This window comes from Tessaracoccus yangjingae, assembly GCF_055326235.1.
Map to the genome: position 1 here is coordinate 25,713 of NZ_JBUZNN010000016.1, position 26,516 is coordinate 52,228.

The 26,516-nt window shown below is 69.6% G+C and carries 20 protein-coding genes; 5 read left to right on the forward strand and 15 right to left on the reverse strand.

Annotation, left to right across the window (positions count from 1 at the left end):
• Positions 1 to 8: 8 nt before the first annotated feature.
• The gene (locus ACZK5D_RS15790; protein ID WP_463665988.1) at positions 9 to 2,606 is read left to right on the forward strand and encodes an alpha-L-rhamnosidase; all 2,598 of its coding nucleotides are present in this window, start codon (positions 9 to 11) and stop codon (positions 2,604 to 2,606) included.
• A gap of 83 nt (positions 2,607 to 2,689) precedes the next feature.
• On the opposite strand, the gene ACZK5D_RS15795 is transcribed toward ACZK5D_RS15790, so the two are convergent.
• From ACZK5D_RS15795 to ACZK5D_RS15860, 14 genes are all read right to left on the reverse strand, one after another.
• The gene (locus ACZK5D_RS15795; protein ID WP_463665989.1) at positions 2,690 to 4,057 is read right to left on the reverse strand and encodes an HNH endonuclease signature motif containing protein; all 1,368 of its coding nucleotides are present in this window, start codon (positions 4,055 to 4,057) and stop codon (positions 2,690 to 2,692) included.
• Positions 4,058 to 4,401: 344 nt separating this feature from the next.
• Positions 4,402 to 5,322, reverse strand: a complete 921-nt coding sequence (locus tag ACZK5D_RS15800) for a carbohydrate ABC transporter permease (RefSeq protein WP_463665990.1) — start codon at positions 5,320 to 5,322, stop codon at positions 4,402 to 4,404.
• Positions 5,323 to 5,324: 2 nt separating this feature from the next.
• Positions 5,325 to 6,206 carry a carbohydrate ABC transporter permease gene (locus tag ACZK5D_RS15805; RefSeq protein ID WP_463665991.1) on the reverse strand — a complete coding sequence of 294 codons (882 nt, stop codon included), beginning with the start codon at positions 6,204 to 6,206 and terminating at the stop codon, positions 5,325 to 5,327.
• An 82-nt stretch (positions 6,207 to 6,288) separates the two neighbouring features.
• Positions 6,289 to 7,665, reverse strand: coding sequence for an ABC transporter substrate-binding protein (locus ACZK5D_RS15810; protein ID WP_463665992.1), 1,377 nt, complete (start codon positions 7,663 to 7,665; stop codon positions 6,289 to 6,291).
• Positions 7,666 to 7,808: 143 nt separating this feature from the next.
• Positions 7,809 to 10,754, reverse strand: a complete 2,946-nt coding sequence (locus ACZK5D_RS15815) for a glycoside hydrolase family 2 TIM barrel-domain containing protein (RefSeq protein WP_463665993.1) — start codon at positions 10,752 to 10,754, stop codon at positions 7,809 to 7,811.
• Positions 10,755 to 10,771: 17 nt separating this feature from the next.
• Complete coding sequence (locus ACZK5D_RS15820) at positions 10,772 to 12,295, reverse strand: apiosidase-like domain-containing protein (RefSeq protein WP_463665994.1); 1,524 nt, start codon at positions 12,293 to 12,295, stop codon at positions 10,772 to 10,774.
• A 57-nt stretch (positions 12,296 to 12,352) separates the two neighbouring features.
• Positions 12,353 to 13,750: an FGGY family carbohydrate kinase gene (locus tag ACZK5D_RS15825; protein WP_463665995.1), complete on the reverse strand. Its 1,398-nt coding sequence runs from the start codon at positions 13,748 to 13,750 to the stop codon at positions 12,353 to 12,355.
• Positions 13,751 to 13,753: 3 nt separating this feature from the next.
• Positions 13,754 to 14,710, reverse strand: a complete 957-nt coding sequence (locus ACZK5D_RS15830) for a transketolase family protein (protein ID WP_463665996.1) — start codon at positions 14,708 to 14,710, stop codon at positions 13,754 to 13,756.
• On the reverse strand, positions 14,707 to 15,594 hold the full coding sequence (locus ACZK5D_RS15835) for a transketolase (protein WP_463665997.1): 888 nt from the start codon (positions 15,592 to 15,594) through the stop codon (positions 14,707 to 14,709). Before ACZK5D_RS15835 ends, ACZK5D_RS15830 begins: the two co-directional genes overlap by 4 nt.
• Complete coding sequence (locus ACZK5D_RS15840; RefSeq protein WP_463665998.1) at positions 15,591 to 16,580, reverse strand: TIM barrel protein; 990 nt, start codon at positions 16,578 to 16,580, stop codon at positions 15,591 to 15,593. The genes ACZK5D_RS15835 and ACZK5D_RS15840 overlap by 4 nt, the downstream gene beginning before the upstream one ends.
• Positions 16,581 to 16,714: 134 nt before the next feature.
• Entirely contained in the window at positions 16,715 to 17,584 is an 870-nt protein-coding gene (locus ACZK5D_RS15845) for a carbohydrate ABC transporter permease (protein ID WP_458995843.1), read from the reverse strand.
• Positions 17,584 to 18,531 carry a carbohydrate ABC transporter permease gene (locus ACZK5D_RS15850; protein ID WP_458995842.1) on the reverse strand — a complete coding sequence of 316 codons (948 nt, stop codon included), beginning with the start codon at positions 18,529 to 18,531 and terminating at the stop codon, positions 17,584 to 17,586. Before ACZK5D_RS15850 ends, ACZK5D_RS15845 begins: the two co-directional genes overlap by 1 nt.
• Before the next feature lie 55 nt (positions 18,532 to 18,586).
• Positions 18,587 to 19,858 carry an ABC transporter substrate-binding protein gene (locus ACZK5D_RS15855; RefSeq protein ID WP_463665999.1) on the reverse strand — a complete coding sequence of 424 codons (1,272 nt, stop codon included), beginning with the start codon at positions 19,856 to 19,858 and terminating at the stop codon, positions 18,587 to 18,589.
• A 74-nt stretch (positions 19,859 to 19,932) separates the two neighbouring features.
• A complete protein-coding gene (locus ACZK5D_RS15860; protein WP_463666000.1) occupies positions 19,933 to 20,973 on the reverse strand; it encodes a nucleoside hydrolase in 1,041 nt (346 codons plus the stop codon).
• 202 nt (positions 20,974 to 21,175) lie between these two features.
• Between ACZK5D_RS15860 and ACZK5D_RS15865 the strand changes: the two genes are divergently transcribed.
• From ACZK5D_RS15865 to ACZK5D_RS15880, 4 genes are all read left to right on the forward strand, one after another.
• Positions 21,176 to 22,234 (forward strand): LacI family DNA-binding transcriptional regulator, encoded by a 1,059-nt coding sequence (locus ACZK5D_RS15865; RefSeq protein WP_463666001.1) that lies wholly within the window; start codon positions 21,176 to 21,178, stop codon positions 22,232 to 22,234.
• Positions 22,235 to 22,315: 81 nt separating this feature from the next.
• Positions 22,316 to 23,215 carry a PfkB family carbohydrate kinase gene (locus ACZK5D_RS15870; RefSeq protein ID WP_463666002.1) on the forward strand — a complete coding sequence of 300 codons (900 nt, stop codon included), beginning with the start codon at positions 22,316 to 22,318 and terminating at the stop codon, positions 23,213 to 23,215.
• A gap of 46 nt (positions 23,216 to 23,261) precedes the next feature.
• The gene (locus tag ACZK5D_RS15875) at positions 23,262 to 23,957 is read left to right on the forward strand and encodes a response regulator transcription factor (RefSeq protein WP_463666003.1); all 696 of its coding nucleotides are present in this window, start codon (positions 23,262 to 23,264) and stop codon (positions 23,955 to 23,957) included.
• Entirely contained in the window at positions 23,954 to 25,033 is a 1,080-nt protein-coding gene (locus ACZK5D_RS15880; RefSeq protein WP_463666004.1) for a sensor histidine kinase, read from the forward strand. Before ACZK5D_RS15875 ends, ACZK5D_RS15880 begins: the two co-directional genes overlap by 4 nt.
• A 153-nt stretch (positions 25,034 to 25,186) precedes the next feature.
• Here the strand turns inward: ACZK5D_RS15880 and ACZK5D_RS15885 are convergent, their stop codons facing one another.
• Positions 25,187 to 26,245: an IS110 family RNA-guided transposase gene (locus ACZK5D_RS15885; RefSeq protein WP_458994410.1), complete on the reverse strand. Its 1,059-nt coding sequence runs from the start codon at positions 26,243 to 26,245 to the stop codon at positions 25,187 to 25,189.
• Positions 26,246 to 26,516: the final 271 nt, after the last annotated feature.

Sequence of the window (26,516 nt, forward strand, 5' to 3'; positions counted from 1 at the left end):
CCCGTCGGATGTCCGCCGTCGTCTCCCAGCTCCAGACCCAGTTCCCCACCGGCCTGCTCGGCGTCCCCCTCGAGGAGATCGCCCTCACCTGGCGCGCCACGGCTGAGGCCACGGCCCACCAGCTCCGCGTCCGCAGCCCCGGAGGCGAGTGGGCGGAGGGCCCGGTCGCGGAGGGGCCGGGCGGCATCGGTGTCCAGGCCCCTGGCGGGCCGCTGACGGCAAGGGAGGTGCGCGAGTACGCGGTGCGCGTCCACGGCGGCGACGGGTGGGGGCCCTGGTCCGAGCCGGTCCGAGTCGAGGCCGGGGTGCCGGGCGCGGAACTCGAGGCGCGGCTCGTCGGCATCCCCTCCGAGACCGCAGGCCCGGTGCCGCATCTGCGTACCGAGTTCGACGCCCCCGCCGGCGTCACGCGGGCGGTGCTGCGGATCTCGGGGCACGGTGTGCACGAGTGCCGGATCAACGGCCTGCGCACCGACGACGAGCACCTGGCGCCTGGCTGGACCGCCCACCAGGCGCGCACCGTCGTCGCGACCCACGACGTGACCGACCTCGTCCGGCCCGGCCGCAACGCGATCGGGGTGATGGTGGCCGACGGCTGGTTCCGCGGCCGGATCGGTTGGACCGGCAGGACCGATCTCTACGGCTCCGACCTGGGAGTCCTCGTCCAGCTGGAGTTGGAGTTGGCCGACGGCGGCCGCCGGATCGTCGTGAGCGACGCGTCGTGGCGCGGCGGGTTCGGGGCCGTGCGCAGCGCCGGCATCTACGACGGCACCGACACGGACCTGCGCCTGACGGCCACCGGCTTCGCCGAGGTCGGGTTCGACGACTCGGCCTGGGAGCCGTGCCGGGAGTGGGCGGCGGATCTGTCGACGTTCGAGCCGCGCAGCGCCCAGCCCATCCGCACGATCGCTGAGCTGCCGATGACCGTCGAGGAGCGGGCCGACCGCATCGTGCTGGACTCCGGGCAGAACCTCTCCGGCTGGGTGCGGCTCGAGGTCGACGGCGCGCCCGGCACCGTGGTCACCATCCGGCACTCCGAGGTCCTGGAGCCGTCGGGCGAGTTGCACACCGCGGCGCTGCGCACTGCCAGGGCGACCGATACGTACGTCCTCAGCGGGGGCCGCCAGGTCCTCGAGCCTGCCTTCACCTTCCACGGCTTCCGCTACGCCGATGTTGTGACCGACGCAACCGTGCTGTCGGCCACGGCGGTCGCCATCAGCAGCGACCTGCCCGCTCGATCGTCGTTCGCCTGCAGCCACGAGGCGCTCAACCGGTTCCACAGCAACGTCGTGTGGTCGCTGCGCGGGAACTTCCTGTCGGTTCCGACCGACTGCCCGCAACGAGACGAGCGTCTGGGGTGGACCGGTGATGCGCAGGCGTTCGCCGCGACGGCCAACACGCTGGTGGACGCCCGGGCCTTCTGGCTGTCATGGTTGCGCGACCTCGAGCTCGATCAGGCCGACGACGGCGCGGTCGCCTCCGTGGTGCCCAACATCGTCGGCCCGGACGACCTCGTGTTCGGCCCGGGCCCGGTCGACTCGATGGGACGGGCCGGGTGGGCCGACGCCGCCACCATCGTGCCGTGGGCCCTCTACGAGTCCACCGGCGACCCCCTCGCGCTGCGCCGTCAGCTGTCCAGCATGCGCCGCTGGGTGGACCACCTTCGCCGCCGCGCCGGCGACGGCCTGCTGCTCCCGCACGAGCCCTTCCAGTACGGTGACTGGCTGGACCCCGACGCCCCCGGCGACCGGCCGTGGGAGGGTAAGACCTCGCCCGACTTCGTCGCCAACGCCTTCTACGTCCACTCGGCCCGGCTGCTGGCCCGCGCCGAGGCGCTGGTGGGCGATCCTGCGCGGGGCGCCGAGCTCGCGGCCCTGGCCGACGGGGTGGCCGCCGAGACCTGGCGGGTGTACGGCGACGAGGCGGCGCGCACCCAGACCGGCGCCGCCCTGGCGCTCGAGTTCCGCCTGTGCCCCGAGGGCGAGCGGACGAGGGTCGCGGCGGGGCTCGCCGAGGACGTGGACCGCACCGACGGCCGCATCCAGACGGGCTTCCTCGGCACCCCCCTGGTCCTGTTCGCACTGTCCAACGCCGGCTACGTCGACCAGGCATACCGGATGTTGCTGCGGCGCGAGGCACCGTCGTGGCTGTATCAGGTCGACCGTGGCGCGACGACGGTATGGGAGCGCTGGGACGCGATCCTGCCCGACGGCTCCATCCACGGCGGCGACATGGACATCGCCGACGGCGGCTCGATGTTGTCGTTCAACCACTACGCCTACGGCGCGATGATCGACTGGGTGTACCGCACCCTCGCCGGGCTGGCCCCGGCCGAGCCTGGCTACCGCAGGGTGCTCGTTGCGCCGCAGCCGACGGCGGCCATCACCTGGGCCGAGGCGTCGATCGAGACCGCGTTCGGCCCGGTGTCGATCGCGTGGCGGCTGTCCGGCGACACCCTCGACGTGGACCTCACCGTCCCCGTCGGATCGACAGCCGTCCTCGACCTCCCGCTCACCGCCGCCTCTCGCGTCGACGGCGTCGACGGCGACACCCTCGGCCCCGGCACCCACCACCTCACGGTCCATCACCCGCGGGTGGCAGTCTGAAGGCACGTCAGGAGCCTGGCTCAGGCTGACGAGCTTTCCCGCTGGCTGAGGTGTGAGGAGCGCCAGCGACGAGCCTCGAAGCCTCAAAGACGCAACCTGGCCAGCCCACGCTCCTGAGGCTCCGAATCAACCCTACGAGACGGCCTCGCGCTACTCGTTACCCCAGATGGCGGCGCTGGCGCCGTCGATGGCCTCCACGTCCACCCGGGGCAGGCCTCGGAGGAACGCGAAGTGAGTGTCAATGGGAGCGCGCTCGGGCGGGTCGGGATCGAGGTCAGCCGGGCAGGGTGGTGCCGTGCCGCGGGTGAGACCTGTTGCAGCCGGTGTCTCTGGTGTTGGCGTGGCCGTCGGTACGGGTCGATGTGACGTGGCGGGGTGAACCACGGCAACCCCGTGACATCGTCGAGATGGACTCGCCACTGGGACTGCTCCGACTGCAACGGATCCGGCTCCACCAGCCGATGATGATGCAGACACAACAACACGCCGTTGGCTAGGCACGATGGTCCGCCGTCGCGCCAAGGGAGAATGTGGTGCGCCTCGCACGCCGCCGGCGGGGCGGCGCAGCCCGGGAACACGCACCCCTGATCCCGCTGCACCAGAGCCGCCCGGATGCCGGGGGTGAACAGCCGGTAGGTGCGGCCCACGTCCAACGGCCGCGACCCGGTGCTCAGCACGATGGGGACGAGGTCGGCGTCGCACGCCAGGCGCCGCGCTTCCGCAGCAGACAGGCCATCGACACCGTCGTGACCGAGGACCGTCACCCGTCCGAGACCAGAAAGCAGGGCCTGGTAGTCCAGGGTGATGTGGACCCGTGGACGGTCCCCGCCGCGCGTGGGGAGCCGCCCGCTGCCCGCGGCGATCTGCGTCAGCAGCACCAACGCATCCGCCCGGCGCACCTCCGGGCCCGCGACCTCGCCAGCCTCCGCGTAGGTCGTCTGCGACGGCATCAGGGCATCCAGCTGCGCCGACACCAACGCCGCATCCGCGGCGGGGAGCTGACCGGTGATCCGCATCGACCCATAGAAGTCCGACGACAGCCGCAGGAACCGGCCGCGATGCGCCGCCCGCTCCTCCGCCGCCAGTCGCTTCGCATCGTCGGCGTCGGCAAGGTCGGGGTCGACCACCTCGACCAGCCGCGCCGCCAACGTACGCAACTCCGACGGGCCCAGGGAGTCGACGTAGCCCAGGATCACTTCCTGGCACTCCACCAGCTGATCCCTGCTCAGCCTGGGCGGGAGCTTCTTCAACCCGGCCGCAATCGCCTCGGCCTGCGGCAGCGACACCGACCCGTCGTTCAACGCGGCGGCGATCAGCGGGAACCGATCAGCCAAATCCTGCGACAGTCGCAGCGCGGCGGTGGCCTGCGCCGACGTGGTGCGCACCGACTGCCGCACCCCCTCCAGCACCGCCTCCGCCGCACGCAGCCGGGCCAGGTGCAGCAGATGCAACCGTGCCCCCGCCAGCTGCGCCTCAGTCTCCGCGACCTCTGGGATGAGCGGACCTAGCAGCCCACGGAGAGCGACCTTGTCAGATCACGTTTCTGAGGCTTCGAGGCCGCTTCGCGGCACCTCAGCCAGCGATAATGAGCCTCGCAGCCTATGGAGAGCGACCTTGTCAGCTCACGTTTCTGAGGCTTCGAGGCCGCTTCGCGGCACCTCAGCCAGCGATAATGAGCCTCGCAGCCTATGGAGAGCGACCTTGTCAGCTCACGTTTCTGAGGCTTCGAGGCCGCTTCGCGGCACCACAGCCAACGATGATGGGCTTCGCGGGACCTCAGCCAGCGAGGTGCGGGTCAGCCCTTGACCGAGCCCGCCGCCATGCCGGCCATGATCTTCTTGTTCAGCACCAGGAAGACCACCAGCAGCACCATGATGTTGAGGCTCACCGCGGCGAACAGCGGCCCGTACTGCGTGGATCCGTACTCGTCACCCAGGCTCAGCAGGCCCACCTGGATCGTCGCCAGCGCGGGGCGCGTGGTGAACGTCAGCGCGATCAGCAGGTCGTTCCACACCGAGAAGAACTGCACCAGGCCGATGGTCACGATGGCGTTCTTCATCATGGGGATACCGATGACGAAGAACGAGCGCAGGGGCCCGGACCCGTCCACCGTCGCCGCTTCGAAGATCGTCCGGGGCACGGAACGGAAATAGGTGGCCATGAGGAACGTGGTGAGCGGCAAGCCCATCACCGTGTAGGTGATGATGAGCGGGAGCAGCGTGTCGGTGATCCCGATGCGGAAGTACGCAATGAACAGCGGCACCAGGATCATCTGCCCGGGCACCATGATGCCGGCGAGGACGTAGAGCAGGACGGCGTTGCGCCCCTTCCAGATCATCACCTCGAGCGCGTAGCCGGCGGCCACGCCGATGAATACGATCAGGATCACCGACGGGATGGTGACGAGGATGCTGTTGAGGTAGTTGCGGGCCACGTTGCCGTTGGTGAGCGCGGTGACGTAGTTGTCGAACCGCCACGTCTCGGGCAGCGACAGGGCGGGGTTGGAGAGGAACTCGGCCTGCGTCTTGAAGGACCCGAGGATCATCCAGACCTGCGGGTAGAGCACGACGATCATGAGGATCGTGATGCCGATCCAGATCGGCAGGCGGCGCAGGTAGCGCCGAGCCGCGCGGACCCACGGCGGGCGACGCGTCAGCGGTGCCGGCTTGGCCGGCTCGGTCGCCTGGGACTGTGGGCTGGACGTGTCGATGGTCATGCTCACTCCTCGACCCGCTTGCGGGAGGACTTGAAGATCGCCAGCGTGAACACCAGGCACAGCATCGTCAGGACCAACGCGATGGTGGATCCGTAGCCGTACTCCGCGTACTCGAAGGCGGTGCGGTACATGTACAGGGTCAGGGGGGCGGTCGACGTGCCGGGGCCGCCGTTGTTGAGGGCCAGCAGGCTGTCGAACACCTTGAGGGTGGAGTTGAGGCTGAAGATGATCGACGACATCAGGATGGGCAGCGACAGCGGGAGCACGATGTGGCGCACGAGCTGCCAGCCGTTGGCACCGTCGATGCGCGCGGACTCGAGCACCTCGTCGGGGATGTCGAGCAGGCCGGCGTACAGCAGGATGGCGTAGAAGCCCATCGAGGTCCACAACGTCATCGCGATGGCGGTGATCATCGTGCCGCTCGTCGAGGCGAGCACCTCGACGCTCTTCCCACCGAAGAAGTTGATGATGTCGTTAACCGGACCCTGGTTGTCTCCCACCGCCACGAAGCTCTTGAAGAGCAGCGCGATGGCGACGGTGGGCAGGATCGCCGGGAAGAAGACGATGGTGCGCACCAGGGACGAGCCGCGGCGCAGGCCGAAGACGTAGAGCAGGGCGAGCAGGTAGCCCAGGGTCACCTGGCCGATGGTGGCCACGACGGCGAAGCCGACGCTGACCTTGACCGACTGGAGGGCCGCGTCGTCGTTGATGAAGGCGACGAAGTTGTCCCAGCCGACGAAGGTGAACCCCCGGAGCGTGTTGCCCTCGAAGAACGACAGGCCGAAGGACCACAGCACGGGGACAATCTTGAGCCCGGTGTAGAGCAGGAGGGCTGGGCCCAGGAGGATGAAGATCGTCTTGCGATCCCCGAAGATCGAGTTCATGTGTCGTCACTCCAGAGGGACGTGAGCGGGCGTGATGAGGGGCCCGGGCCCATGGCCGGGACCGGGCCCCTCGGTCGCTGGATCAGCGGTTGGCGTCGATGCTTTCCTGCAGCGCGGCCATGTAGTCCTCAGCGGACATCTGGCCGGTGGTGAGCAGTGTGACGTTGGTGGACGCGAGCGAGTTGCTCTTGGGATCGAACAGCGCCTCGAACCAGAGCACCGTCTCGTCGATGCCCGCGATGCGCTCCTGGATCTCGAGCGTGTTCGGGGACACGTCGGTGACCTCGCCGTTGACCTTGAAGCCGGAGATGATGCCGGCGCTCTGCATGGCCTGCTGACCGTAGTTCTCGGCGATGCAGCTCACCCAGGCGTCGACCTTCGGGCCGTAAGCCTTCGAGGAGAACACCATCGGCGCGCCGGCGTTGGCCGGGTACTGGTCGATCGAGCCGGCGCCGCCGTCGACGGCGGGGAACGGCATGAAGCCGACGTTCTCGGCCCCGATGGTCGCCCGCTCGGGGTCGTTGATGGCGCCGAGGAACCAGCTGCCGTCGTAGGTCATGGCGGCCTCACCGGTGAGGAAGAGGTTCTGCGACTGGTCCATGTCGCGGGTCGAGAACCCGTCGCCGAGGTGCCCGGCGGCGGCGAAGTCTGCCAGGGCCTGGGCGCCGGCGACGTACTCGGCGTCGGTGAGCTTGGCCTGGTCGTCGCGGATCTTGACCATGGCGTCCGGCCCGGCGTTGCGCATGATGTACATGCCCATGAGGCGCGTCAGCGGCCAGCCCGCTGCACCGGCCTGCGTCATCGGGGTGACGCCCGCGGCCTTGAGGGTTTCCGCCGCCGCCATCAGCTCGTCCCAGGTCTTGGGCTCCTCGATGCCGTTGTCGGCGAAGATCTGCTTGTTGAACCAGATTCCCTCGATGTTGTACTGGTACGGCATCGACACCAGGCCGCCGTAGACGTTGTCCTCGGTGGAGACGACCGCGGGAAGCACGTTGTCCAGTGCGCCGGTCGCGCCCATCGACTCCTTCAGATCAACGATGAGGCCCCCGGCGCCGAGGTCACCAGTGGGGCGCACCATCGCGGTGCCCGCAATGGTGTGGGCGGGCAGCGCATCCTGGCTGGCCAGCAGTGTCACCTTCTGTACCGTGTCGGCCTGCGCCACGGTGAGGTGCTCAAGCGGGAGCGCGTCGTTCTCCGCCTTGCACTGGTCGGCCGCGAGCGCGTCCAACTGTTCGCGCAGGGCGGGGTTCTCGTTGGCGGTCTGGACGGAGAAGGTCTCCGGATCGGTGCCGGTAGCGGATGAGCCTGTGTCCGCGCTGGCCGAGCCTGAGGCGGCCACGGAGCCCGAAGCAGCAGGCTCCGTGGCAGTTTCCTGCGTGCCGCCGCATGCCGTGACCGGCAGGGCCACCGCGATGGCGACGACGGCCCACTTGCTGAGGCGGGTACCGAGAGTTGTCATGTGCGTCCTCCTTGACGTTGGCCCTTGCCGGGCCATAACCGGCGACTGCGAAACCAATCACTATTGATCGTCTATGCGGTCGATACGTTTCAATCTAGCACGGTGACGGCGTCTTGAATAGCCACTCAGCGGCGGCAGAATAGTCACAATGTTGTAACGAGGCGAAGCGACCACGTGGTGGGGCGCCGGGGGATTCGGTATCTCTCGGGCAACGCCGGGCCCACCGAGGCCGACCCGAGTCCGGCCTGGGCATGGTCGAGATTCAGCCAGACACGGCCGGTGTCATTGAGGTCCTGTGGATGCCTGGCACGCTCGAGGTCCTCGCTGGTCCACCGCCGTGCGGTGAAGTCGAACCGTGGCAGCCCCTCGACCCGGAACACGGGGAGCCCGGAGCCCGTGACCTCGAGCCAGCGGGTGTCAACGTGGTTGCCGTTCTCCTGGGGCACGGGATAGCCGACCTGCAGGTCGTCGACGGCGGCCTCGTAGCAGCCCACGAGGGCCGCAGAGCGCGAGTCCTGATAGCTCTCGCCCGGACCCCTGCCGAACCATGAGACGCGGTTGAAGCCGCCCGGGAGGCCGAGGCGCAGACCGAGCCTGGGGAGCACGATGTCGCGTTGCTGGTAGGGCGTGTCGGTCCACGGCCCCAGGAAGTCGACCGCGACGTCGAGGCGCAGGCCATCGCCATCGACCCACCACCGGTATTCCACCCCCGCCGCGTGCGGATGGGTGGCCGCGGCGACCCGCGAGCGGACCACCAACGCACCGTCCGTGAGATCGACGGCGTCGGTCCGGTGGAGCATGCGGTCGAGTCCCACGGCCGCCCAGTCCGCGGCGAGATTGTTGCGCCCGCCCTGGCCGCGATCGTTCTCGGTCGGCGCCCGGTAGAGGTCGAGCACTGGCCCGTCGAGTGGAACACCCCCGAGCCGAGTCAGGCGTCCGGTCGCGGCGTCGAACAGGCCCGCGCCGAGCTCGACGGACGCATCCGTGCGCCGCAGCGCCACCGTCGATCCGACGCGTTCCCGGGCCTTCGGCACGTCGGCAAGCAGCAGTTGGTGGCGCGCCACAACGTGGCCTGCGGGCGCCCACGGTGTCTCCTCCCGAAGCACGGCCTCGACGGTGAGCCACCACTCCCCTGGCCCGCCCCCGGGACTCGCGGGCAGGGCCAAGGTGGCGTGATCGCCGGGGAGAAGCGGCGGCAGGTCGAGCGCCCCCTCCGCACTGGTCACCCCGTCGCGGTCCAGGCGCCAACGCAGCGCCAGGTCCGAGGTGTCGGCGTGGTCGCGGGCGTTGGTGATGGTGAGCCCGTCTGCGTCCTCGAACTCCAGCGGTTGCAGAACGGCCGCCAATTCGCGGAGCGCCGGGCTGGGGGTCCGATCTGCGAAGAGCAGTCCGTCGAGGCAGTAGCGGCCGCCGCTGGGCCGATAGGCCACGTCACCTCCGTGCATGACGAACTCGCGGCCTTGGGCGTCAACGTGCCGGAAGCCGTGGTCGATCCACTCCCAGACGAAGCCCCCGCAGATCCGTTCATGGGAGCGCATCACGGCGTGATAATCCGCCAGGGAGCCAGGTCCGTTACCCATGGCGTGGGCGTACTCCACCAACAGGAAGGGCAGGGCACGGCGGCGCGCCTCGGCCTCGTCGTCGATGCCCTCCGGAGCGTCCTCCTCGCGCCGCCCGATGGCATCCAGCCGTGCGAGATCCGGGTACATGAGCGAGTAGAAGTCGGAGTTACGGTAGCTGGGGTCGCGCTCGTACAGGATCGGACGCGACGGGTCACGGTGACGGACCCACTCCTCCAGGAGCGTGAAGTTCCTTCCCACCCAGGACTCGTTGGCCAGCGACCACACCACCACCGATGGCCGGTTCTTGTCACGTTCGACCATGCGGCGGACCCTGTCGAGCATCGCATCCGCCCAGCGTGGGTCATCGGGGGGGTTGCCGTCCCAGCCCGCGTAGATGAAACCGTGCGTCTCGAGGTCGCACTCCTCCACCACCCAGAGCCCGTACTCGTCGCAGAGGCGAAGGAACTCGGGGTCTGGCGGGTAGTGGCTGGTGCGCACCGAATTGATGTTGTGCTGCTTCATGAGCACGATGTCCGCGATCATCGTCTCGCGGTCCAGGGATCGGCCGGTATCCCAATGGTGCTCGTGCCGATTCACGCCGCGGAAGAAGACGCGGGCGCCGTTGATGCGCAGCACGCCGTCGACAATCTCGAACCGTCGAAAGCCGATCGCCAGGTCGATCCTCTCGCCTGCCGCGGTCAGCACGCCACGATAGAGGCGTGGCGTCTCGGCGCTCCATGGGTCGACAGGCAGCTGGACCTCCTCGCCCGTAGCCACCTTGAGTCTCAGCTCCGGGATCTCGACGACGCCGGGCACGTCGGCCTCCACGAGGAGCGAACCCAGGCCCGACTCGGCGTCGTAGTCTGCGTGCACCATGTGGTCGTCGACGGCGCCGTGGGGCCGCTCGATCACCTCGACGTCGCGGAAGATGCCGGGCAGCCACCACATGTCCTGGTCCTCGAGATACGTGCCGCCCGACCACCTGTGGACCCGGACTGCCAGCACGTTGCGGCCGGGCCGCACTGGAGCGTCGAACTCGAATGGGAGTCGGCTGCCGGTGGACCAGCCCAGTTCCTCGCCGTTGAGCCACACCTTGGCCGCCGAGTCCACCCCCTGGAACCGCAAGACCGAGCGCCCCCAGTCGTCAGGGGCGTTGAAGACCAGCCGGTAGTCACCGGTCGGGTTCTCCGTCGGCACTCTCGGCGGATCGATGGGCACCGGGAAGGCCGTGTTGGTGTAGAGCGGCCCGTCAGCGGTCCCCCTGAGGGACCGCGGCCCAGGCTCGCCCGGCAGCGTGACGGGCTCCAGCACCCAGTGCGACGGCACACGGATGTCGTCCCAGTTGGAGTCGTCGAATTCCTCAGCTGAGAAACCGGAGCCGGTGCCCCTGGCGTCTGGGCTGAGGCGGAACCGCCACGTCCCGTTGAGAGTGAGCACCCTGGCGTCGCTGGGTGCGTCGGCGCGCGGGGCCCTCCGCCCCGCACCCGGTGCGTGGCTCTCCCAGTAGCGGTCGATACTCTCGGTCACGGCGCCTCCTTGCGCGGTCAGTCCAGCCGCCTGATCCGCAGCGCGAGCGGTCGCCCGGCCGGGAGGGGGATGGGTGAGGGATCAGCGGTGACCCCAACGTTGCGGCCGACCTCGTCGAGCACGAAGGTTCGGTCTACGGGGGTGGTGGTCATGTCCCACGTGTCGATGACCTCCACGGCGTATCGCTGTCCCGTCTCGAGCCGTTCCCCCCGGGCTCCCTGCGGGAGGCGGAACGTCCATTCGGGGGGCGCGCATCGGCCGAGGTACTGCAGATAGTGCCGCCCCGGGACGCCGGCCACGAATGCCCGGTCCCACCAGGGGTCGACGAGGTCGAGACCGGGGGCAGGAACATCGTCGAGGATGCGGCGCAGGAATCCCAACCGCGGCGGAGACTCTCCCTGAAACGGGCCTCCGCGCACGATGTGGAGGCTGCCGTCGTTCAAGAGGTAGCTCTCGCCATGGGAGGCGTAGCAGCCCGACACGGTCGCGACCCAGAAGCGGTGGACCAACTCCTCGGCTGTCAGGTTCCCCCAGCGGAGATTGAGGTCGCCCTCGTAGCAGATCTCGTCGAGGACGACGGGCTTGCCGAACGCGGCCCTGAGGAGCGAGGCCCGCCCGAAGTCCTCGGTCGCCTCGCCGAGTTGCACGGATGCGTGGGTGACCCATGCCTGGTTATGGTCGTAGAGGCGCAGCCAGTTGTGGATCGATCGTGGGTGCCCGTACGGGTCGCAGGCGGCGACGAGTTCACCGGCCCGGGTCCAGCGGTCGTCGGGACGGGTCTCTTCGAGGATGTCGTACTCATTGGCCAGGGACCACCAGATGCCGGGGTGGGCGGCCAGCCGTGCGACGACGTAGCGCAGGTAGGTGGCGTCCTCCTCCTCGGTGAGGTCATCGAGGCCGAAGTAACCACCGTCGTAAGTACTGAGCAGCAGCGGCTCGGCCACGATCCCACGGGAGGCCAGCAACTCGACCGAGCGCTCGAGGTGTTCGAAGAACTCGGCAACGGGCCGCGTCGGGTCCCATCGGCCGTCATCGCGGCGCTCGAACGGGAGGAGTGTTGGGTGGTGTTCGACGTGGTCCCCGGCCTGCGGGAAGACCATGAACCGGAGCTTGTTCAGACCCGCGGCCGCGATTGCGTCGACGCTCTGGCGGTACAGGTCATCGGGCTGATGGAGCCAGTTGTAGACGGTTGCGCCGACGGGCCGGAAAGGCGTGCCGTCGGCGTGCACGAAGTGGAAGCCGCCCATCACCCCTACCGGGCCGTGCTCCGACTCCGGGGCCTCGCCGACGTCCAGACTTCCAGTCAGCCCGTCGAGTTCGTCGAGCGTGCTGTGTGTGCGCCACGTCCAGCGGCCTGCCTCGGGTGCAGCGAAACGGACCCGATAACGGTCGCGTCCGTCCCAGAAGCCGGGGACCGCGACGGTTCCGCCGTCGCCGTGGAGGCGCATGAAGTCCGCGACGAAGGGATCGCGGTCGGGAGCGGGTGCGACCCTAGGCCCCGCGAAAGAGAGCTCGACAGGGCCGTAGCGGGTGGCCTGCATCCGCATCAGCCCGTCGGACGGATCTGCACGAGGCTGTTCGAGAGTTCGGCGGGCACGTCAGCTCCCCCTGCGGGTGAGCGTCAGCGCCGAGGCCCATGCTGTGCGGGCCACGCCGTTGTCGCGGGTTGGGGTGAACGAGTCCGACTCGACGGGCGCGAACCCGCCGCCCAGCGCATCCGCCGCCAGCTGGGCCGCGCCACGCGCGGACAAGCCCGAGTACCGCGGCCTCCTCACCGTCCGGCCGCCGATGTCGGCCTGCAGCTGCATGAGGAAGTCGTCGGCCGCGGGGGCGCCGTCGGCGAGGATCGCCTCGACGGGGCCGGCCGCCTCGGCGGCGTCGACCACGTCCGTGATCTGGTGCGCGATGGCCTCCATCGCCGCCCGGGCGAGGATGCCCGGGTCGGTCCCGAGATCGAACCCGACGAGCACCGCCCGCGCCGTCGGGTCCCAGTGCGGCGCGCCCAGCCCCGCGACCGCGGGGACGAGGACCACGCCGTGATCCTCCGGAGCGCTGCGGGCAAGGCCCGCCAGCTCCTCGACGCTTCGGCCAAGAAGCCGCGACAGCCACGCCACGGTGGCCCCGCTCGCCAGGATGTTGCCCTCGACGCCCACCGCGGTCCGGTCACCGATCCGCCAGGCGACGGTGCCGACAAGCCCAGCGGGCACGCTGGCGGCGTCGTCGACCAAGCCCATCACCGACGAGCCGGTGCCGTAGGTGGCCTTCAGCGCGCCCGGTCCCCGGACGCCGTGGCCGTACAGCGCAGCGTGCGAGTCGCCGAGCACCGCATGGATCCGTCGCCCCTCCAGGCCGGCGATCTCGCCTGTGGCCTCGTCGGAGGCCGCGACCCTCGGCAGCACCGCGGCCGGGATGCCGAACAGCTCGCAGAGCTCCTCGCTCCACTCCCCCGTCGCCAGGTCGAGCAACTGGGTGCGCGACGCATTGCCGGCCTCGATGCGGTGCTCACCGGTCAGCCGGGTGACGAGCCAGGAGTCGACGGTGCCCACCGCCAGCTCGCCCGCGCGGGAGCGGCTGCGGTCCGGGTCCACCGAGTCCAGCAGCCACTGCAGCTTGAGGGCCGAGAACATCGGGTCGAGCGGCAGGCCGCTGATCTCCCGCACCCGGTCCGCGTGGCCGGAGAGCTCCGCGACGCGGTGGGCGGTGCGGCGGTCCTGCCAGCCGAGCATGGGCCCGACCGGCTCCCCCGTCGCCCGGTCCCAGACCAGGGCCGACTCGCGCTGGGTGCTGAGCGCCACCGCGTCGACGGTGTGCGCCGCCGCGATCTCCGCCACGACCGTCCGCACCCCGTCGAGGATCAGGGCAGCGTCCTGCTGCACCCAGCCCGGGCGCGGATGCGCCTGCCCCAGGGGCACCGAGGCCGACGCGAGCGCCGCCCCCGATGCGTCGAACAGCGTGGCCTTGGTGCTGCTGGTCCCCTGGTCTACTGCGAGGATCACGGATCAGGCCCCGGCCGTCGCGGTGGCCCGGCTGAGCGAGGCGGCGGTCTCCGCGATCCCGGCCGGATCCATGCCGAAGTGGTCGAGGATCCACTCGGCCGACCCGGTGGGGGCGAAGGTGTCGGGCAGGCCCAGCATCGCGACCCGCACGGGGTGGGTGCGGGCCACGGTCTCGGCGACGGCGCCGCCGAGGCCTCCGGAGGCCAGACCCTCCTCGACTGTGACGATGCCACCGGTCTCCCGGGCCGCCGCGACGATCGCGTCCTCGTCGAGGGGCTTCACCGAGCCCACGGACAGGACCCTGGCCTGGATGCCGCGCTCGGCGAGCAGCTCGGCGGCGGCCAGCGCCCGGTGCAGCACCGTGCCGTTGGCGGCGATGGTGACGTCCGTGCCCTCACGCAGGACGACGGCCTTGCCGGGGGCGAAGGTGTAGCCCTCGGGGTGGACGGCCGGCACCTTGGCGCGCGAGACGCGGATGTAGACCGGGCCGTCGTGGGTGTAGGCCCAGCGGATGGCCTGCTCGGTCTCGGCCGGGTCGGCCGGGACGAGGACGGTCATGTGCGGGAGGATCCGCATCCAGGCGACGTCCTCGATGGAGTGGTGCGTCGCCCCCAGGGCGCCGTACGCGACGCCCGGGCTCTGCGCGCACAGCACGACGTGGCGCCTGCTGTACGCGAGGTCCGCCTTGATCTGCTCGGTGGCCCGCGCGCTGAGGAAGCAGCCGGCGCCGGAGACGAACGGCACCTTCCCGCCGTTCTCGAGGCCGGCGGCCGTGCCCACCATGTCCTGCTCGGCGATGCCGACGTTGACCATCTGGGCCGGCAGCTCCTTCTTGAACCCGTCCAGCTTGGAGGAGCCGACGGAGTCGTTGACGACGACGATCACGTTGCGGTCGTTCTTCGCCAGCTCGAGGAGCGTCTTGGAGTAGGTGTCGCGGCAATCGTAGGTCTGGGTGCTCACTTGGCTGCCTCCAGTTCGGCCAGGATGCCGTCGATCTCCGCCTCGGTGGGCACGTGGTGGTGCCAGGCGACGTTGTCGCTCATGAAGGAGATCGGATGGCCCTTGTGGGAGTGGGAGATGATGAAGGTGGGCTTGCCAGGCTCGGGGGCCTGAGCGAAGGTGTCGAGGATCTCGTCGAAGTTGTGCGCGTCCATCTCACGGACCGTGAAGCCGAACGCGCGGAACTTGTCGGCCAGCGGCTCGAGGCCCATGGTGTCGGCCACCAGGGCGCCCTGCTGCAGGTGGTTGCGGTCGACGACCGCGACGAGGTTCTCCAGCCCGTAGTGGGCGGCCGTCATCATGGCCTCCCAGTTGGAGCCCTCCTGCAGCTCGCCGTCGCCCAGCAGCACCACGGTGCGGCGGGGGGAGCCGTCGAGCTTCGCGGCCAGGGCGGTGCCCACCGCAATCGGCAGCCCGTGTCCGAGCGGCCCGGTGTTGGCCTCGATCCCGGGGATGTAGTTGCGGTTGGGGTGCCCGTTGAGCCGCGACTTCGGGTCCATGAACGTCATCAGCTCGTCGACGGGGAAGTAGCCGGCCAGCGCCATGGCGATGTAGAGCGCGCCGGCGGTGTGCCCCTTGGACAGCACGAGGCGGTCCCGCTCCGGCGCGAGCGGCTCGGCCGGGTCGAGGTTGAGCTCGTGCAGCATCAGGGTGACCAGCACGTCGGCGATCGAGTAGTCGCCGCCGATGTGCCCGTTGCCCGAGTGGGCGATCATGATCGGGTCCCGGCGCCGCAGCTCGTAGGCGGCGGACTTCAGGTGGGCGACGACGTCCTCACGGGAGGCGTCCTTCCCGATCCGTCCCAGCACAGGCGTGGTGAAGTCCCACTTGCTCGTGTCGCTCACAGATCTGCCGCCATCGACTTGAGCAGCGCGTTCTGGATGATGCGCTGGGCGCCGAGGGCGTCCTGCTTGGCCTGAGCGGCGGCGAGGCCCTCCTCGTCGAGCGTCTCGAGGGCGCGGTGGATGGCCTTGAGGAACCGGATGGACAGCTGGGCGTTCTCGACGGCGTCCTCACGGAACGGGAACTGGTCCAGGTTCCACACGCCCTCCCAGTTGTTGACCTTGAGGACGTGGAAGAACTCGAAGATCTCCACCATATGGATGGAGCCGACCATCATGTCGTCGTCCCAGCCGCGGTAGTTGTCGTTGACGTCCATGCCCCACAGCAGGCCGTGGTCGATGAGCATCTGGGCGGCCTCGGCCGGCGGCTCGCCGCCGAACATGGCGTGGCCGAAGTCCAGGAGGACGCCGACGTTGTCCACGCCCATCTGCTGGATGCCGAGGATGGTCTTCGGCGCCGAGCTCCAGAACATGTGGGTCCTGGGCTCGCGGGGCTTGTACTCGATGACGAACTTGAGGTCCGGGTGCCCGGAGGCCAGCTCGCGCATGCCCTCGACGGCGAGGCGGTTGAGCTCGCGGTAGTCCACCTGGAAGGGGTAGTCGAAGCCGTCCTGGCCCGGCCAGATCTTGACGTACTTGGCGCCGAGCTCGCGCACCGCGTTGGCCGCGTCGTTCATGATCGCCATGGCGGAGGCGCGCTTCGCGGGGTCGGGGTTGGTGAACGCGCCCTTGCAGTGCTCACGCAGGTAGATGTCGGGGGTGAGGCCGATGGCCTTGATGCCGTGTTCGGCCAGCTTGGCCTTCACGTCGTCGATGGACACCCCGGGGCTGAAGGGGAAGTTCAGGTCCACCCAGGTGATGTCGCCCACCTGGGCTGCGAGGTCGATCTGCTCCAGGGTGCCGCGCGGCTCGCCGTAGCCGTCGGTGGCGTAGCGGTCGAGGTAGGTGGCGAAGTTCCAGAGCCCAGCTCCGAACTCGGGTGCGGTCATGGTTGCGTCTCCTTTGTGTGAGGTGGGGCGGCGATCCAGGTCCTTCTGGCCGGCCCGTCCGAGGAATCATATTTATTCACGTGTGGCTTTACATTCATACTACGCCGAGTCGGGGCTCAGGTCAATGCGGTGGATCAGCCCTTGACCGCGCCCGCCAGGGCGCCCTGGACGAAGTAGCGCTGGAACATCAGGTAGACGATGAGGACGGGGATGGCGGACATGATGATGAACGCGTTGAGCGGCCCGTAATCGGTGCCGAACTGCGTGGAGAAGCTCTGCACCGCGAGCGGAACGGTCCAGTTCCCCTGGGAGCGCAGCAGCGTGGTGGCCATCGCGTACTCGTTCCAGGTGGCCACGAAGTCGAGGATGAACAGCGCCGCCAGGGCCGGCTTGGCCAGCGGGAGCATCACCTGCCAGAAGATCCGGAAGGTGGAGGCGCCGTCGATGCGGGCCGACTCCTCGAGCTCGTCGGGGATCTGGCGGAAGAAGCCGTAGAGGACGAACACCTGGTACGGGATGCCGAAGGCCAGGTAGGGCAGGATCAGACCGGCGCGGGAGTCCAGCAGGCCGAGGTTGAGCATGGTCGAGAACAGCGGGCCGAGGCCCACCTGGATGGGGACCATGGAGCCGACGGCGATGAGGCCGAGCAGCAGCCGGTGGCTGCGGAACCGGAGCCGTGCGATGGCGAACGAGGCGGCGGCGGCCAGGAACAGGCCGAGCGGCACCTTGATCGCCGCGATGAACAGGCTGTTGAGGGCGGTGACGCCGAGGTTGCCGGTGTCGAAGGCGTCCGCGTAGTTGGAGAAGGCCCACTGCGTCGGCAGGGCCCACGCGGGCGTGGTGCTGATGTCGGCGTTGGTCTTGAACGAGGTCAGGAGCATCACGACGAAGGGCAGGGCCCAGAGCAGCGAGGTCACGAGCAGCGCGACCCACAGCCCGATCCCCACGTAGTCGACGGGCCTGCGCCTCGCCTCGACGGTGGCCGTCGCGGTTGCGGTGGACATCACTTGTCTCCCTTCATGGACCAGGCCATGTACGGAACCACGAGGCACAGCGACACGAGGAGCAGCACGGTGGCCACCGCGGCGCCTGCGCCGAACTGGTTGTTGGAGAAGGACTGGGTGTAGGACCACAGCGCCAGCACCTGAGTGGACTGGGCGGGCCCGCCGCCGGTCATGCCGACGATCAGGTCGAAGACCTTCAGCGAGTTGATGATGGTGAGGATCACCACGACCACGGTGGTGGGCTTCAGAGCCGGCAGAGTGACGTGCACGAACACGCCCCACGCGCTGGCGCCGTCGAGCTTGGCGGCCTCGACGAGCTCCGGCGGCACGGTCTGCAGGCCGGCGAGGAAGAGCACCATCGGGAAGCCGACGGCCTGCCAGATGGAGGCTACGAAGACGGAGTACAGGGCGATCTTGGGGTCGCCGAGCCAGGTCAGGGCCCAGTCGTCGAGGCCGAGCTGGCGCAGCGTCTGGTTGACCAGGCCCAGGGTGGGGTTGTAGATCCAGCGCCACATGGCGGCCACGGTGATCGAGGCGAACACCGAGGGGATGTAGAACACCGAGCGCATGAGGTTGCGGCCGGCCATCTTGCGGTTGAGCGCCAGCGCCAGCAGGAGGCCGAGCACCATGGGCAGCAGGAGGGACAGGACCACCCAGATGATGGAGTTGGACAGCGCCCGCCAGAACACCGGGTCGGCGGTGAACATGCGCACGTAGTTGTCGAGGCCTACGAAGACCTGCTCGTCGGTGCGGAATCCGGTCCACCGGTAGAACGACAGGCGCACCGAGTCGAGCATCGGGTAGACGATGAAGTAGCCGTACAGGGCCAGGGCCGGGAGGAGGTACGGCAGGGCGGTGAGGAACGGCCGCTTGCGTGAGGGGTTCCCCTTGGAGGCCCCGAGTGGGGCCTTGGCGGCCACCGGGGCCGCGCTGGTCAGCTGCGTCATGAGTTCTGCTCCTTGGGGAGGAGGGGGCGGGCTCTCGCCCGCCCCGTCGCCTGGATCACTTGTTGGCGTCGCGCCAGGTCTGGAACTCGGCGCCCGCGTCGGCCGGATCGATCTCGCCGGTCAGCACGGAGTTCTGCACCCGCCAGAACTCGCCGGTCTCAGCCGTGCCGAAGTTCTGGTCGTTGTTGATGAACGAGCCCGTGGAGGCCGCGATCAGCTCCATCCACTCGGCCGCCAGCGGGGTGCCCTCGGCGGGCTGCACGTTGGCGTTGACCGACAGGCTGGAGAAGGCGTTGCCCAGCTCGGCCTGGCCCTCCTCGGAGACCATGAAGTCGAGGAACTTCGCGGCCGCGTCGGGGTTCTTGGCGTTGGGCGTGAGGTAGAGCAGCTCGCCGAAGCCGTACGTGCGTCCCGTGCCGGTGGGGAACGGGAAGATGCCGATGTCCTCGACGGGGAGGCCGCCGTCGATGGCCATGGGGCCGAACCAGTCGCCCTCGATGCTCATCGCGGCCTGGCCGCTGTAGATGAGCTGCGAGGAGTCGTCGTTGCTGATGGCCATGAAGCCCTCGTTGAGGTAGTTCTCGCCCCACATCTTGAGCTCGGTGAACGCGTCGGTGACGCAGGCCTCCTCACCCCAGTTGCCGTCGCCCTGCGTCAGCTCGTCGGCCTTCTCGGCGCCGCACTTCGTCTCGATGAGCGAGTCGAGCAGGCGCATGACGTGCCAGTTGACGGTGCCGCCGAAGGCCATCGGGATGACGCCGGCGTCCTTGAGGGTGCCGGCCGCGGCCACCAGCTCGTCGTAGGTCTGCGGGACCTCGGTGATGCCGGCCTCGGCGAAGAGCCGCTTGTTGTAGAACACGGCCTCGGTGGCCTGGATCATCGGCACGCCGTGGTGGCCCTCGTACTGGGTGGCATAGGACAGCGCCGACGGGGTGAGGACGTCGGCCCAGCCGTACTCCTCGTAGTAGTTCGTGATGTCCTCGCTCATGCCGACGCGGACCAGCTCGCCGCCGAGGCCCGAGCCTCCCCAGTAGCGGTAGACGTCGGGGCCGGAATCGGTGCCCGCGGCCTGGCGCAGCGCGTCCTTGTGCGCGTCGACGGCGCGCTCCTCGGTGTTGATGGTGATGTCCGGGTACTCCTCGTTGAAGGCGGCGACCAGGTTGGTCCACGCCTCCTTCTGGGAGTCCTGCTGGGTCAGCGTCCAGATCGTGACCTCCTGCGGCGCGTCGGCCGAGGAGCCGCCCTCCGACGAGCCACCGCAGGCGGTGAGGGCCAGGGCGACGGCGGAGAGGGAAGCGACGATGGACAGGGTCTTCTTGGTGAGCACGGGTCCTCCATTGGGTGTGCGGGCGGGGGTGGGGTGAGGGTGTGGGGAGCGCCGCGGGCGCGGCGCCCGTGGGGTCAGCTGGCGCGCCAGCCTTCGAATTCCTGGAGCTTGAGGTAGAAGTCCTCGAACATGAGCCGGACGTCGACCTGGGTGTAGACGCGCATGGGGCGGGTGCCGCGCATGGGCCGGTAGGCGCCCTCGTCGGTGATCTCGGGGGTGGCCTTCTCGACGTGGAAGCTGGAGGTGGAGTCCGGCTCGAAAACGGATCGGAGCGCGGTGAGCAGCACCAGCGGCGAGTCGCCCAGCGCGTAGGTCTCGAAGGCGGGCATGCCGTGCTCGCTGACGACGTCCACGATCGCGCGGACCTCGTCGTAGAGGTACTGGCCGAGCGGGCCCTGCTTGGCGACGCGGAGCCGCAGCTCGGTCTCCGAGACCAGGCACTGGCGGTAGATGTCGCGCGGGATCTGCCAGATCTCGAGGTCCTGGGCGCCGAACAGCACCTGGCCGGCCTTGACGTCGATGAGCAGGTTGTACTCGATCGGCATGGCGTTGTGCGGCGGGACGGCCAGGCCGTCGTGCTCGGAGCCGCCGATCCAGATCAACGTCATCCGCTTGGCGATCTCGGGCTCGAGGAGGTAGGCCGACGCGATGTCGGTCAGTCCCCCGCCGGCGGCCACGAAGAGGGGAAGGTCGGTGTCGTCGCGCATGGCCTCGGCGATGATCGCCCGGGCGGCCGGGGTGTCGTGCGGTGTGTGGACGTCCTCCAGCGCCACCTCCGAGCCTCGGTGGATCACCTCGGTGCTGTCGAGGCCCATGCGGGCGAACACGTCGCGGGCCACCAGCTCGGCGTTGGTCGCGGTGTGGTCCGACGGGTCCATGCCGTCGCCCGGGCGCAGGTGCGAGGCGACGATGGCCCGGATCTCCACGCTCGGCGAGAGGAGGTGGTGGACGATCTGGTACAGGTCGTCGGGGTCACCCGAGAAGTCGTTGTCGATGATCAGGCGGGCGCTCGGCGCCACGAAGCCGGCGTCGCCGCGCCACGGCGTCTCGCCGAGGCGCCAGCGCTTGGCGGCAGGCACGGCGTAGTCCGTGCCCGGTTGAGGGATTCTCGTCATCAGGTCCTCCGATAGCGATGCCGCACGGTCATCGTGGGCGTCTGTGCTCTGGTCCAGCTCCGGCGCATCGACTGTTGACGCGCCCGACTGCTACTAAGTTATCGATAACCTACACTGGATGCAAGCGATTTTGCATAACGAATTGATCACGCATTTTTATGCAGTGTGGTGACGGTATAGTCCCAGAGCGCGGGAGGACGCGATGACGAAGACTGCTGCGGGCGGGCGGGCCCCGAAGATGGCCGACGTGGGCCGGCTGGCCGGGGTGTCGGCGCAGACGGTGTCGCGCTACTTCACCGGCTCGGGCTACGTGGGCGCCGAGACGCGAGCCCGCATCGAGGCCGCGATCGAGGAACTCGGCTACACGCTCAACCAGTCCGCGAGGAACCTCCGGGCCAACTCCACCCGCTCGATCGGCATCCTGCTGAGCGGCCCCTCCCTCTACGGCGCATGGTCCGTCATGTCCGGGCTCAACAAGGCCGCCCACGCCGCGGAGTACGGGCTGGTCACCAGCCAGGTGGAACTCGATTCCGACGATCCCCTCACCCCTCGCGCCATCCATCAGGCAGTGGAGCGGCTGCTCTCCAGCCGGGTCGACGGCATCGTCGTCTCGTCCCCCTACCTCGGCGTGGAGGACCAGCTGGAGAAGGTGTGGGAGAAGGTGCCAGTGGTCATGCTGTCGGGGAGCTCCTGGCCGAACGCCGATTCCGCGACCGTCGACTCGTTCGAGGCGGGCACGCTGGCCACCGAGCACCTCCTCGGCCTGGGCCACACGCGGATCCTCCACCTGGCCGGGCCGGAGAACCGGGTCGAGGGCCTCGAGCGGGAGCGCGGCTACCGCGACGCGCTCTCGAGGGCGGGCGTCGAGCCGTTGCCCGTCGTCCGCGGCGACTGGTCCGCGGACTCCGGGGAGGCGCGCGGGCAGGAGGTGGACCCGGACTCCTTCACGGCGGTGTTCTCGGGCAACGACCAGATGGCGCTGGGGTTCCTGAACGCGATGCGGCGCCACGGCCGGGTCGCGCCGGAGGACTTCGCCATCGTCGGCGTCGACGACATGCCCGACGCCCGGCACTTCAGCCCTCCCCTCACCTCGGTCTTCATGGACTTCCAGGCACTGGGCCGGGCGGGCTTCGAGATGATCATCGAGCGCATCGCGACGGGCGAGCGGGTGCCCCGTCGGGTCATCCGGCCGTCGCTGGTGGTCAGGGAGTCGACGGGCGCGAACGGTGATGCGCGACAGCGGCCGACGAGCGGACGGTGATGCCCACTAGGCTCTCGTGATGGAGCGGCTCGCCCCTCCCGGCGACGCCGCACGCTCACGGACGAGAGTTGGGGTTCTGTTGTGACGACAGTTGTCGTGGTCGGCTCGCTCAACGTCGACCTGCACCTGTTGCTGGCGCGCCATCCACTCCCGGGTGAGACGCTGCTCGCTTCCGGCGGCGGGCTCTCCCCCGGCGGCAAGGGAGCCAACCAGGCCTGCGCCGCGGCGCTGGCCGGAGCACCCACGACGATGCTGGGCGCCGTCGGCTCCGACGATTCCCGACACACTGCCCTGACGCTCCTGCGGGAGGCGGGCGTCGACCTCAGCCACGTCGCGGAGGTCGAGGGCCCCACCGGCCTCGCAGTTGTCTCCGTGTCGGCCGACGGGGAGAACACCGTCGTCGTGGTGCCCGGCGCCAACGCGGAGGTCAGCCCCTCCCGGGTCGCAGAGTGGGCGCCGATCATCGCTGAGGCGGGCATCGTGGTGTCCCAGGGCGAGATCTCGGCCGAGTCCCTGGCGGCCGTCTCCGAGCTTGTCTGGGGGCGGTGGGTGCTGAACCTCGCTCCCGTCATCGAGCTGGATCCCGATGTGATCCGGCGGGCCGACCCGCTCGTGGTCAACGAGCACGAGGCCGAAGCGGTGCTCGCGCAGCTGGGCGGCTCCTACTCGGGCGGCCCGGATGAGCTGGTCCTCGCCCTCCGCGACGCCGGACTGGCCTCGGTGGTGTTGACACTCGGAGCCGAGGGCGCCCTCGTCGCCGATGCGGACGGTGTGCAGCACATCGCGAGCCCCCGGGTCAGCGCCGTCGACACCGTCGGCGCGGGCGATGCGTTCGTCGGAGCCCTCGCTGCGCGGCTAGCCGGGGGCGCGCCGCTCGTGGATGCGGCCGGGTACGCGGCTCGATTCGCCGCCTACACGGCCCAGTTCCTGGGCGCGCAGTCCTCCTATCCCAAGCCCCACACCCCGCTCCCCGAGGTCTGATCAAGCGCCTGGCCCGCCTCGCCGTATCCTGAGCGCAGGAGGCACCGTGGCACCCACCGTTCTCGTCGTCGACGACGCAGCCGAGATCCGCACGCTCCTTCGGACCTACCTCGAGGCCGAGGGGATGACCGTCCACCTGGCGGCCACAGGGGGCGACGCGGTGCGCCTGGCCGCGGAGGAGAACCCCGACGTGGTCCTGCTCGACCTCGGACTCCCCGATCTCTCCGGCCTCGACGTCCTGGGGCGGATCCGCGCGTCGTCGTCGGTCTACGTCATCGTGATCACCGCACGCGCCGAGGAGGTGGACAAGCTGGTGAGCCTGAGCCTCGGCGCGGACGACTACATCGTCAAGCCGTTCAGCCCGCGCGAGGTGGTGGCGCGCGTGCACGCCGTCCTGCGCCGGCCGCGCGGGGACGACGCCCCCGGTGACGAGAGCCTGCGGTTCCCGGGGATCACCATCGACCCGGCCGGGCGCGAGGTGACGGTGGACGGCCGGCCGGTCACCCTCAGCGCGCTCGACTTCGACCTGCTGCTGGCACTCGCCCGGAAGCCCGGGCGGGTGTTCTCCCGGGCGCAGCTCCTCGAGCAGGTCTGGGGCTACTCCTTCTACGGCGACGAGCGCGTCGTCGACGTCCATATCCGCACCATCCGGGCCGCCCTGGGCGACGACGGCGCCGGCGTGATCGGCACCGTCCGCGGGGTGGGCTACCGGTTCCTCGGCACCCCGGCGGGTGCCGCATGAGGAGCCTCGCCGTCCGGCTGGCGCTCAGCCACGTGGCTGTGGTCGCCATCGGCGCCCTTGTCACCTTCCTGCTCTCGCGGGCGCTCGCGCCGGCCCTCTACGACCGCATGCAGCAGCGCGGCCCGCGGCCCGGCCAGGGCCAGGGATTCCGGCAGCAGATCGTCGACTCCATGGACCTGGCGCTCCTCATCGGGGCGGTGGCGGGCGTGCTCGTCGCCGCGACACTCGGGCTGCTGGTCGCTCGCAGATTCATGCGTCCCATCCGGCAGCTGCAGGAGGCGGCGCGGCAGATGGCGGCCGGGCGCTACGACGTCGAGGTGCCGGAGGCCCCCGAACTCGAGCTCAACAACCTCGGCGCCGACCTCCGCACGCTCGGCGAGTCGCTGGCCAGCACAGAGGCCAGGCGTGTCCGGCTGCTCGGCGACGTCGCGCACGAACTGCGCACGCCGCTGACGGTCGTCGGCGGATACGTCGAGGCCATGACCGACGGCGTGGTTCCGCCGGACCCTGAGCACCTCGGCCTCATCGGGCGCGAGGTGGAGCGGATGAGCCGACTCGCCGACGATCTGGGGGCCCTCTCGCGCTCCCAGGAGGGGGGAACCGAGCTTCGGCTGGAGAGCATCGACGTCGCGGGTGTCGCCGGGGAGGCGGCCGAGCGGCTCCGCCCTCAGGCGGTGGACGCCGGCGTCTCCCTGACGGTCGAGTGCGAGAGTGCCTGGGCCATGGCCGACGCTCAGCGGATCGGCCAGGTTGTGACCAACCTGGTGGGCAACGCGTTGCGTGCGGTGACGCGGGGCGGTGGTGTCGCGGTGAGGTGCCGGGCGGAGGGGGACGTGGTGCGGATCACGGTCACCGACGACGGCGTCGGGCTGGCCGCGGAGGACCTGGAGCGCGTGTTCGAGCGCTTCTACAGGGTGGACCGGACGATCGGCGACCAGCGCGGAGGAGGTTCGGGCATCGGGCTGACCATCGCGAGGCAGATCGCCAGGGCGCACGGGGGCGACCTGGTCGCGGCCTCGCCCGGCCTCGGCCGAGGCGCGACGTTCACGCTGACCCTCCCGAGTTCCCCCGCCTGACGCGCCCTCTTACGCCTGGCTGAGGTGCCGCGCAGCGGCCCTCCCCGCTGGCTGAGGTGCCGCGCAGAGGCCCTTCCCGCTGGCTGAGGTGCCGCGCAGCGGCCTCGAAGCTAAGGAAGGCGACCTTGCCAGCTCACGTTTCCCAGGACGCTCCTATGTTTTGTCAACCCCTTTTTCGAGGATTCTGAAGGTCTGGCGGGCGACGTATCGTTTGAGGCAGCGGCGGATCTCTCGCTTGGTTCGGCCTTCAGCGGTGCGGCGTTCGATGTAGGCCTTGGTGGCTGGGTCGTTGCGTTGTCTGCAGAGGATGATGGTGTGGATGGCCTGGTTGAGGTGGCGGTCGCCGGAGCGGTTAAGGCGGTGTCTGGTCTGTTGTGTGCCGCTGGTGGCCGGGATGGGGGCGGTTCCGGAGAGCATCGCGAATGCGGCCTCGGAGTGGACGCGTCCGGGATGGGACCACACCAGCAGCAGGCTCGCCGCGACGATCGGTCCGACGCCGTTGAGGTCGAGCAGGTCAGGGCGCCACTTCCTGACGATGTCGAGGATCTGCCGTTGCAGGGCCTTGGCGTAGAGCCGCAGCGACCGGGCCCGCTGTGCGAGTTCCTTCAGTACCGGCATCAGGATCCCGGTCAGGGGGTCGTCATTGGTGTGGGGTCGTAGTTTCAGGGCCTGGGTGACCATCGGGGCGGTCTTGCGGCCGGTGAACCGTGACCGGAGCTCGTCGGGGGCGGTGAGCACCATCGAGCGGAGTTGGCGTTCGGTGTCGGTGGCCTGCGTGATCGTCAGGTGTCTGCTGGTGACAAGGACCTGGAGCGCGGCACGGTCACCGGTGACCGCCCGCGGGGTGGACAGGGAGTCCCGGCCCAACGCGTCCCGGGCTGCCCGGACCGCGTCGATGGAGTCGGACTTTGCGCCGTTGCGGCGCTTGATCCGCTCTGGTCGGTCGACCTCGACCACCAGTTCGCCGGCCAGGGCGCGGGTCAGGCCGATGCCGTGGCTGTTGGTGCCCTCGATGGCCCACCCGCGCCGGCCGGGACGGGTGTGGGCCCAGTCGATGAGCTGCTGATAGCCGGCCGGGTCGGCCGGGGTCTTGATCGTGTCGAGCACCCCGCCGGTGACCGCGTCAACGGCCGCGGCGACGTGGAACTGCTCGTGGGTGTCGACCCCGATCACGAGGTCGACAAGCTCGCGGAGATTCTTCACACTGGACATGCGTCCCCTTCCATGGACGTCAACCATCGGGTTCCGATCCGGGCAGGGACTAGGCACAACTGTGATGGGACACAACCGGCGCTGCTGACGCTGGTTGGTCAAGCTCCTGAATCAGGCCACTGGTTTCTGCTCGGGTCGGGGTCGACGCTCACGCCGGACATGTCCTGACCAAGGCACCCGGAGGGCCAGCTTCGAGGAGAGTCACGACGCGACCGTCGATCCCAACAACACCACCAATGAGGTGGTGACACCAGACTCACAGCTTCGAGGC

Bases quoted from the DNA above. Each gene is read 5' to 3' on its own strand.
- ACZK5D_RS15790 (WP_463665988.1), top strand. From the start codon at position 9: ATGTCCGCCGTCGTCTCCCAGCTCCAGACCCAGTTCCCCACCGGCCTG.
- ACZK5D_RS15800 (WP_463665990.1), bottom strand. From the start codon at position 5,322: ATGACCATCGACACGTCCAGCCCACAGTCCCAGGCGACCGAGCCGGCC.
- ACZK5D_RS15805 (WP_463665991.1), bottom strand. From the start codon at position 6,206: ATGAACTCGATCTTCGGGGATCGCAAGACGATCTTCATCCTCCTGGGC.
- ACZK5D_RS15810 (WP_463665992.1), bottom strand. From the start codon at position 7,665: ATGACAACTCTCGGTACCCGCCTCAGCAAGTGGGCCGTCGTCGCCATC.
- ACZK5D_RS15820 (WP_463665994.1), bottom strand. From the start codon at position 12,295: ATGCAGGCCACCCGCTACGGCCCTGTCGAGCTCTCTTTCGCGGGGCCT.
- ACZK5D_RS15840 (WP_463665998.1), bottom strand. From the start codon at position 16,580: ATGACCGCACCCGAGTTCGGAGCTGGGCTCTGGAACTTCGCCACCTAC.
- ACZK5D_RS15845 (WP_458995843.1), bottom strand. From the start codon at position 17,584: ATGTCCACCGCAACCGCGACGGCCACCGTCGAGGCGAGGCGCAGGCCC.
- ACZK5D_RS15850 (WP_458995842.1), bottom strand. From the start codon at position 18,531: ATGACGCAGCTGACCAGCGCGGCCCCGGTGGCCGCCAAGGCCCCACTC.
- ACZK5D_RS15860 (WP_463666000.1), bottom strand. From the start codon at position 20,973: ATGACGAGAATCCCTCAACCGGGCACGGACTACGCCGTGCCTGCCGCC.
- ACZK5D_RS15865 (WP_463666001.1), top strand. From the start codon at position 21,176: ATGACGAAGACTGCTGCGGGCGGGCGGGCCCCGAAGATGGCCGACGTG.
- ACZK5D_RS15880 (WP_463666004.1), top strand. From the start codon at position 23,954: ATGAGGAGCCTCGCCGTCCGGCTGGCGCTCAGCCACGTGGCTGTGGTC.
- ACZK5D_RS15885 (WP_458994410.1), bottom strand. From the start codon at position 26,245: ATGTCCAGTGTGAAGAATCTCCGCGAGCTTGTCGACCTCGTGATCGGG.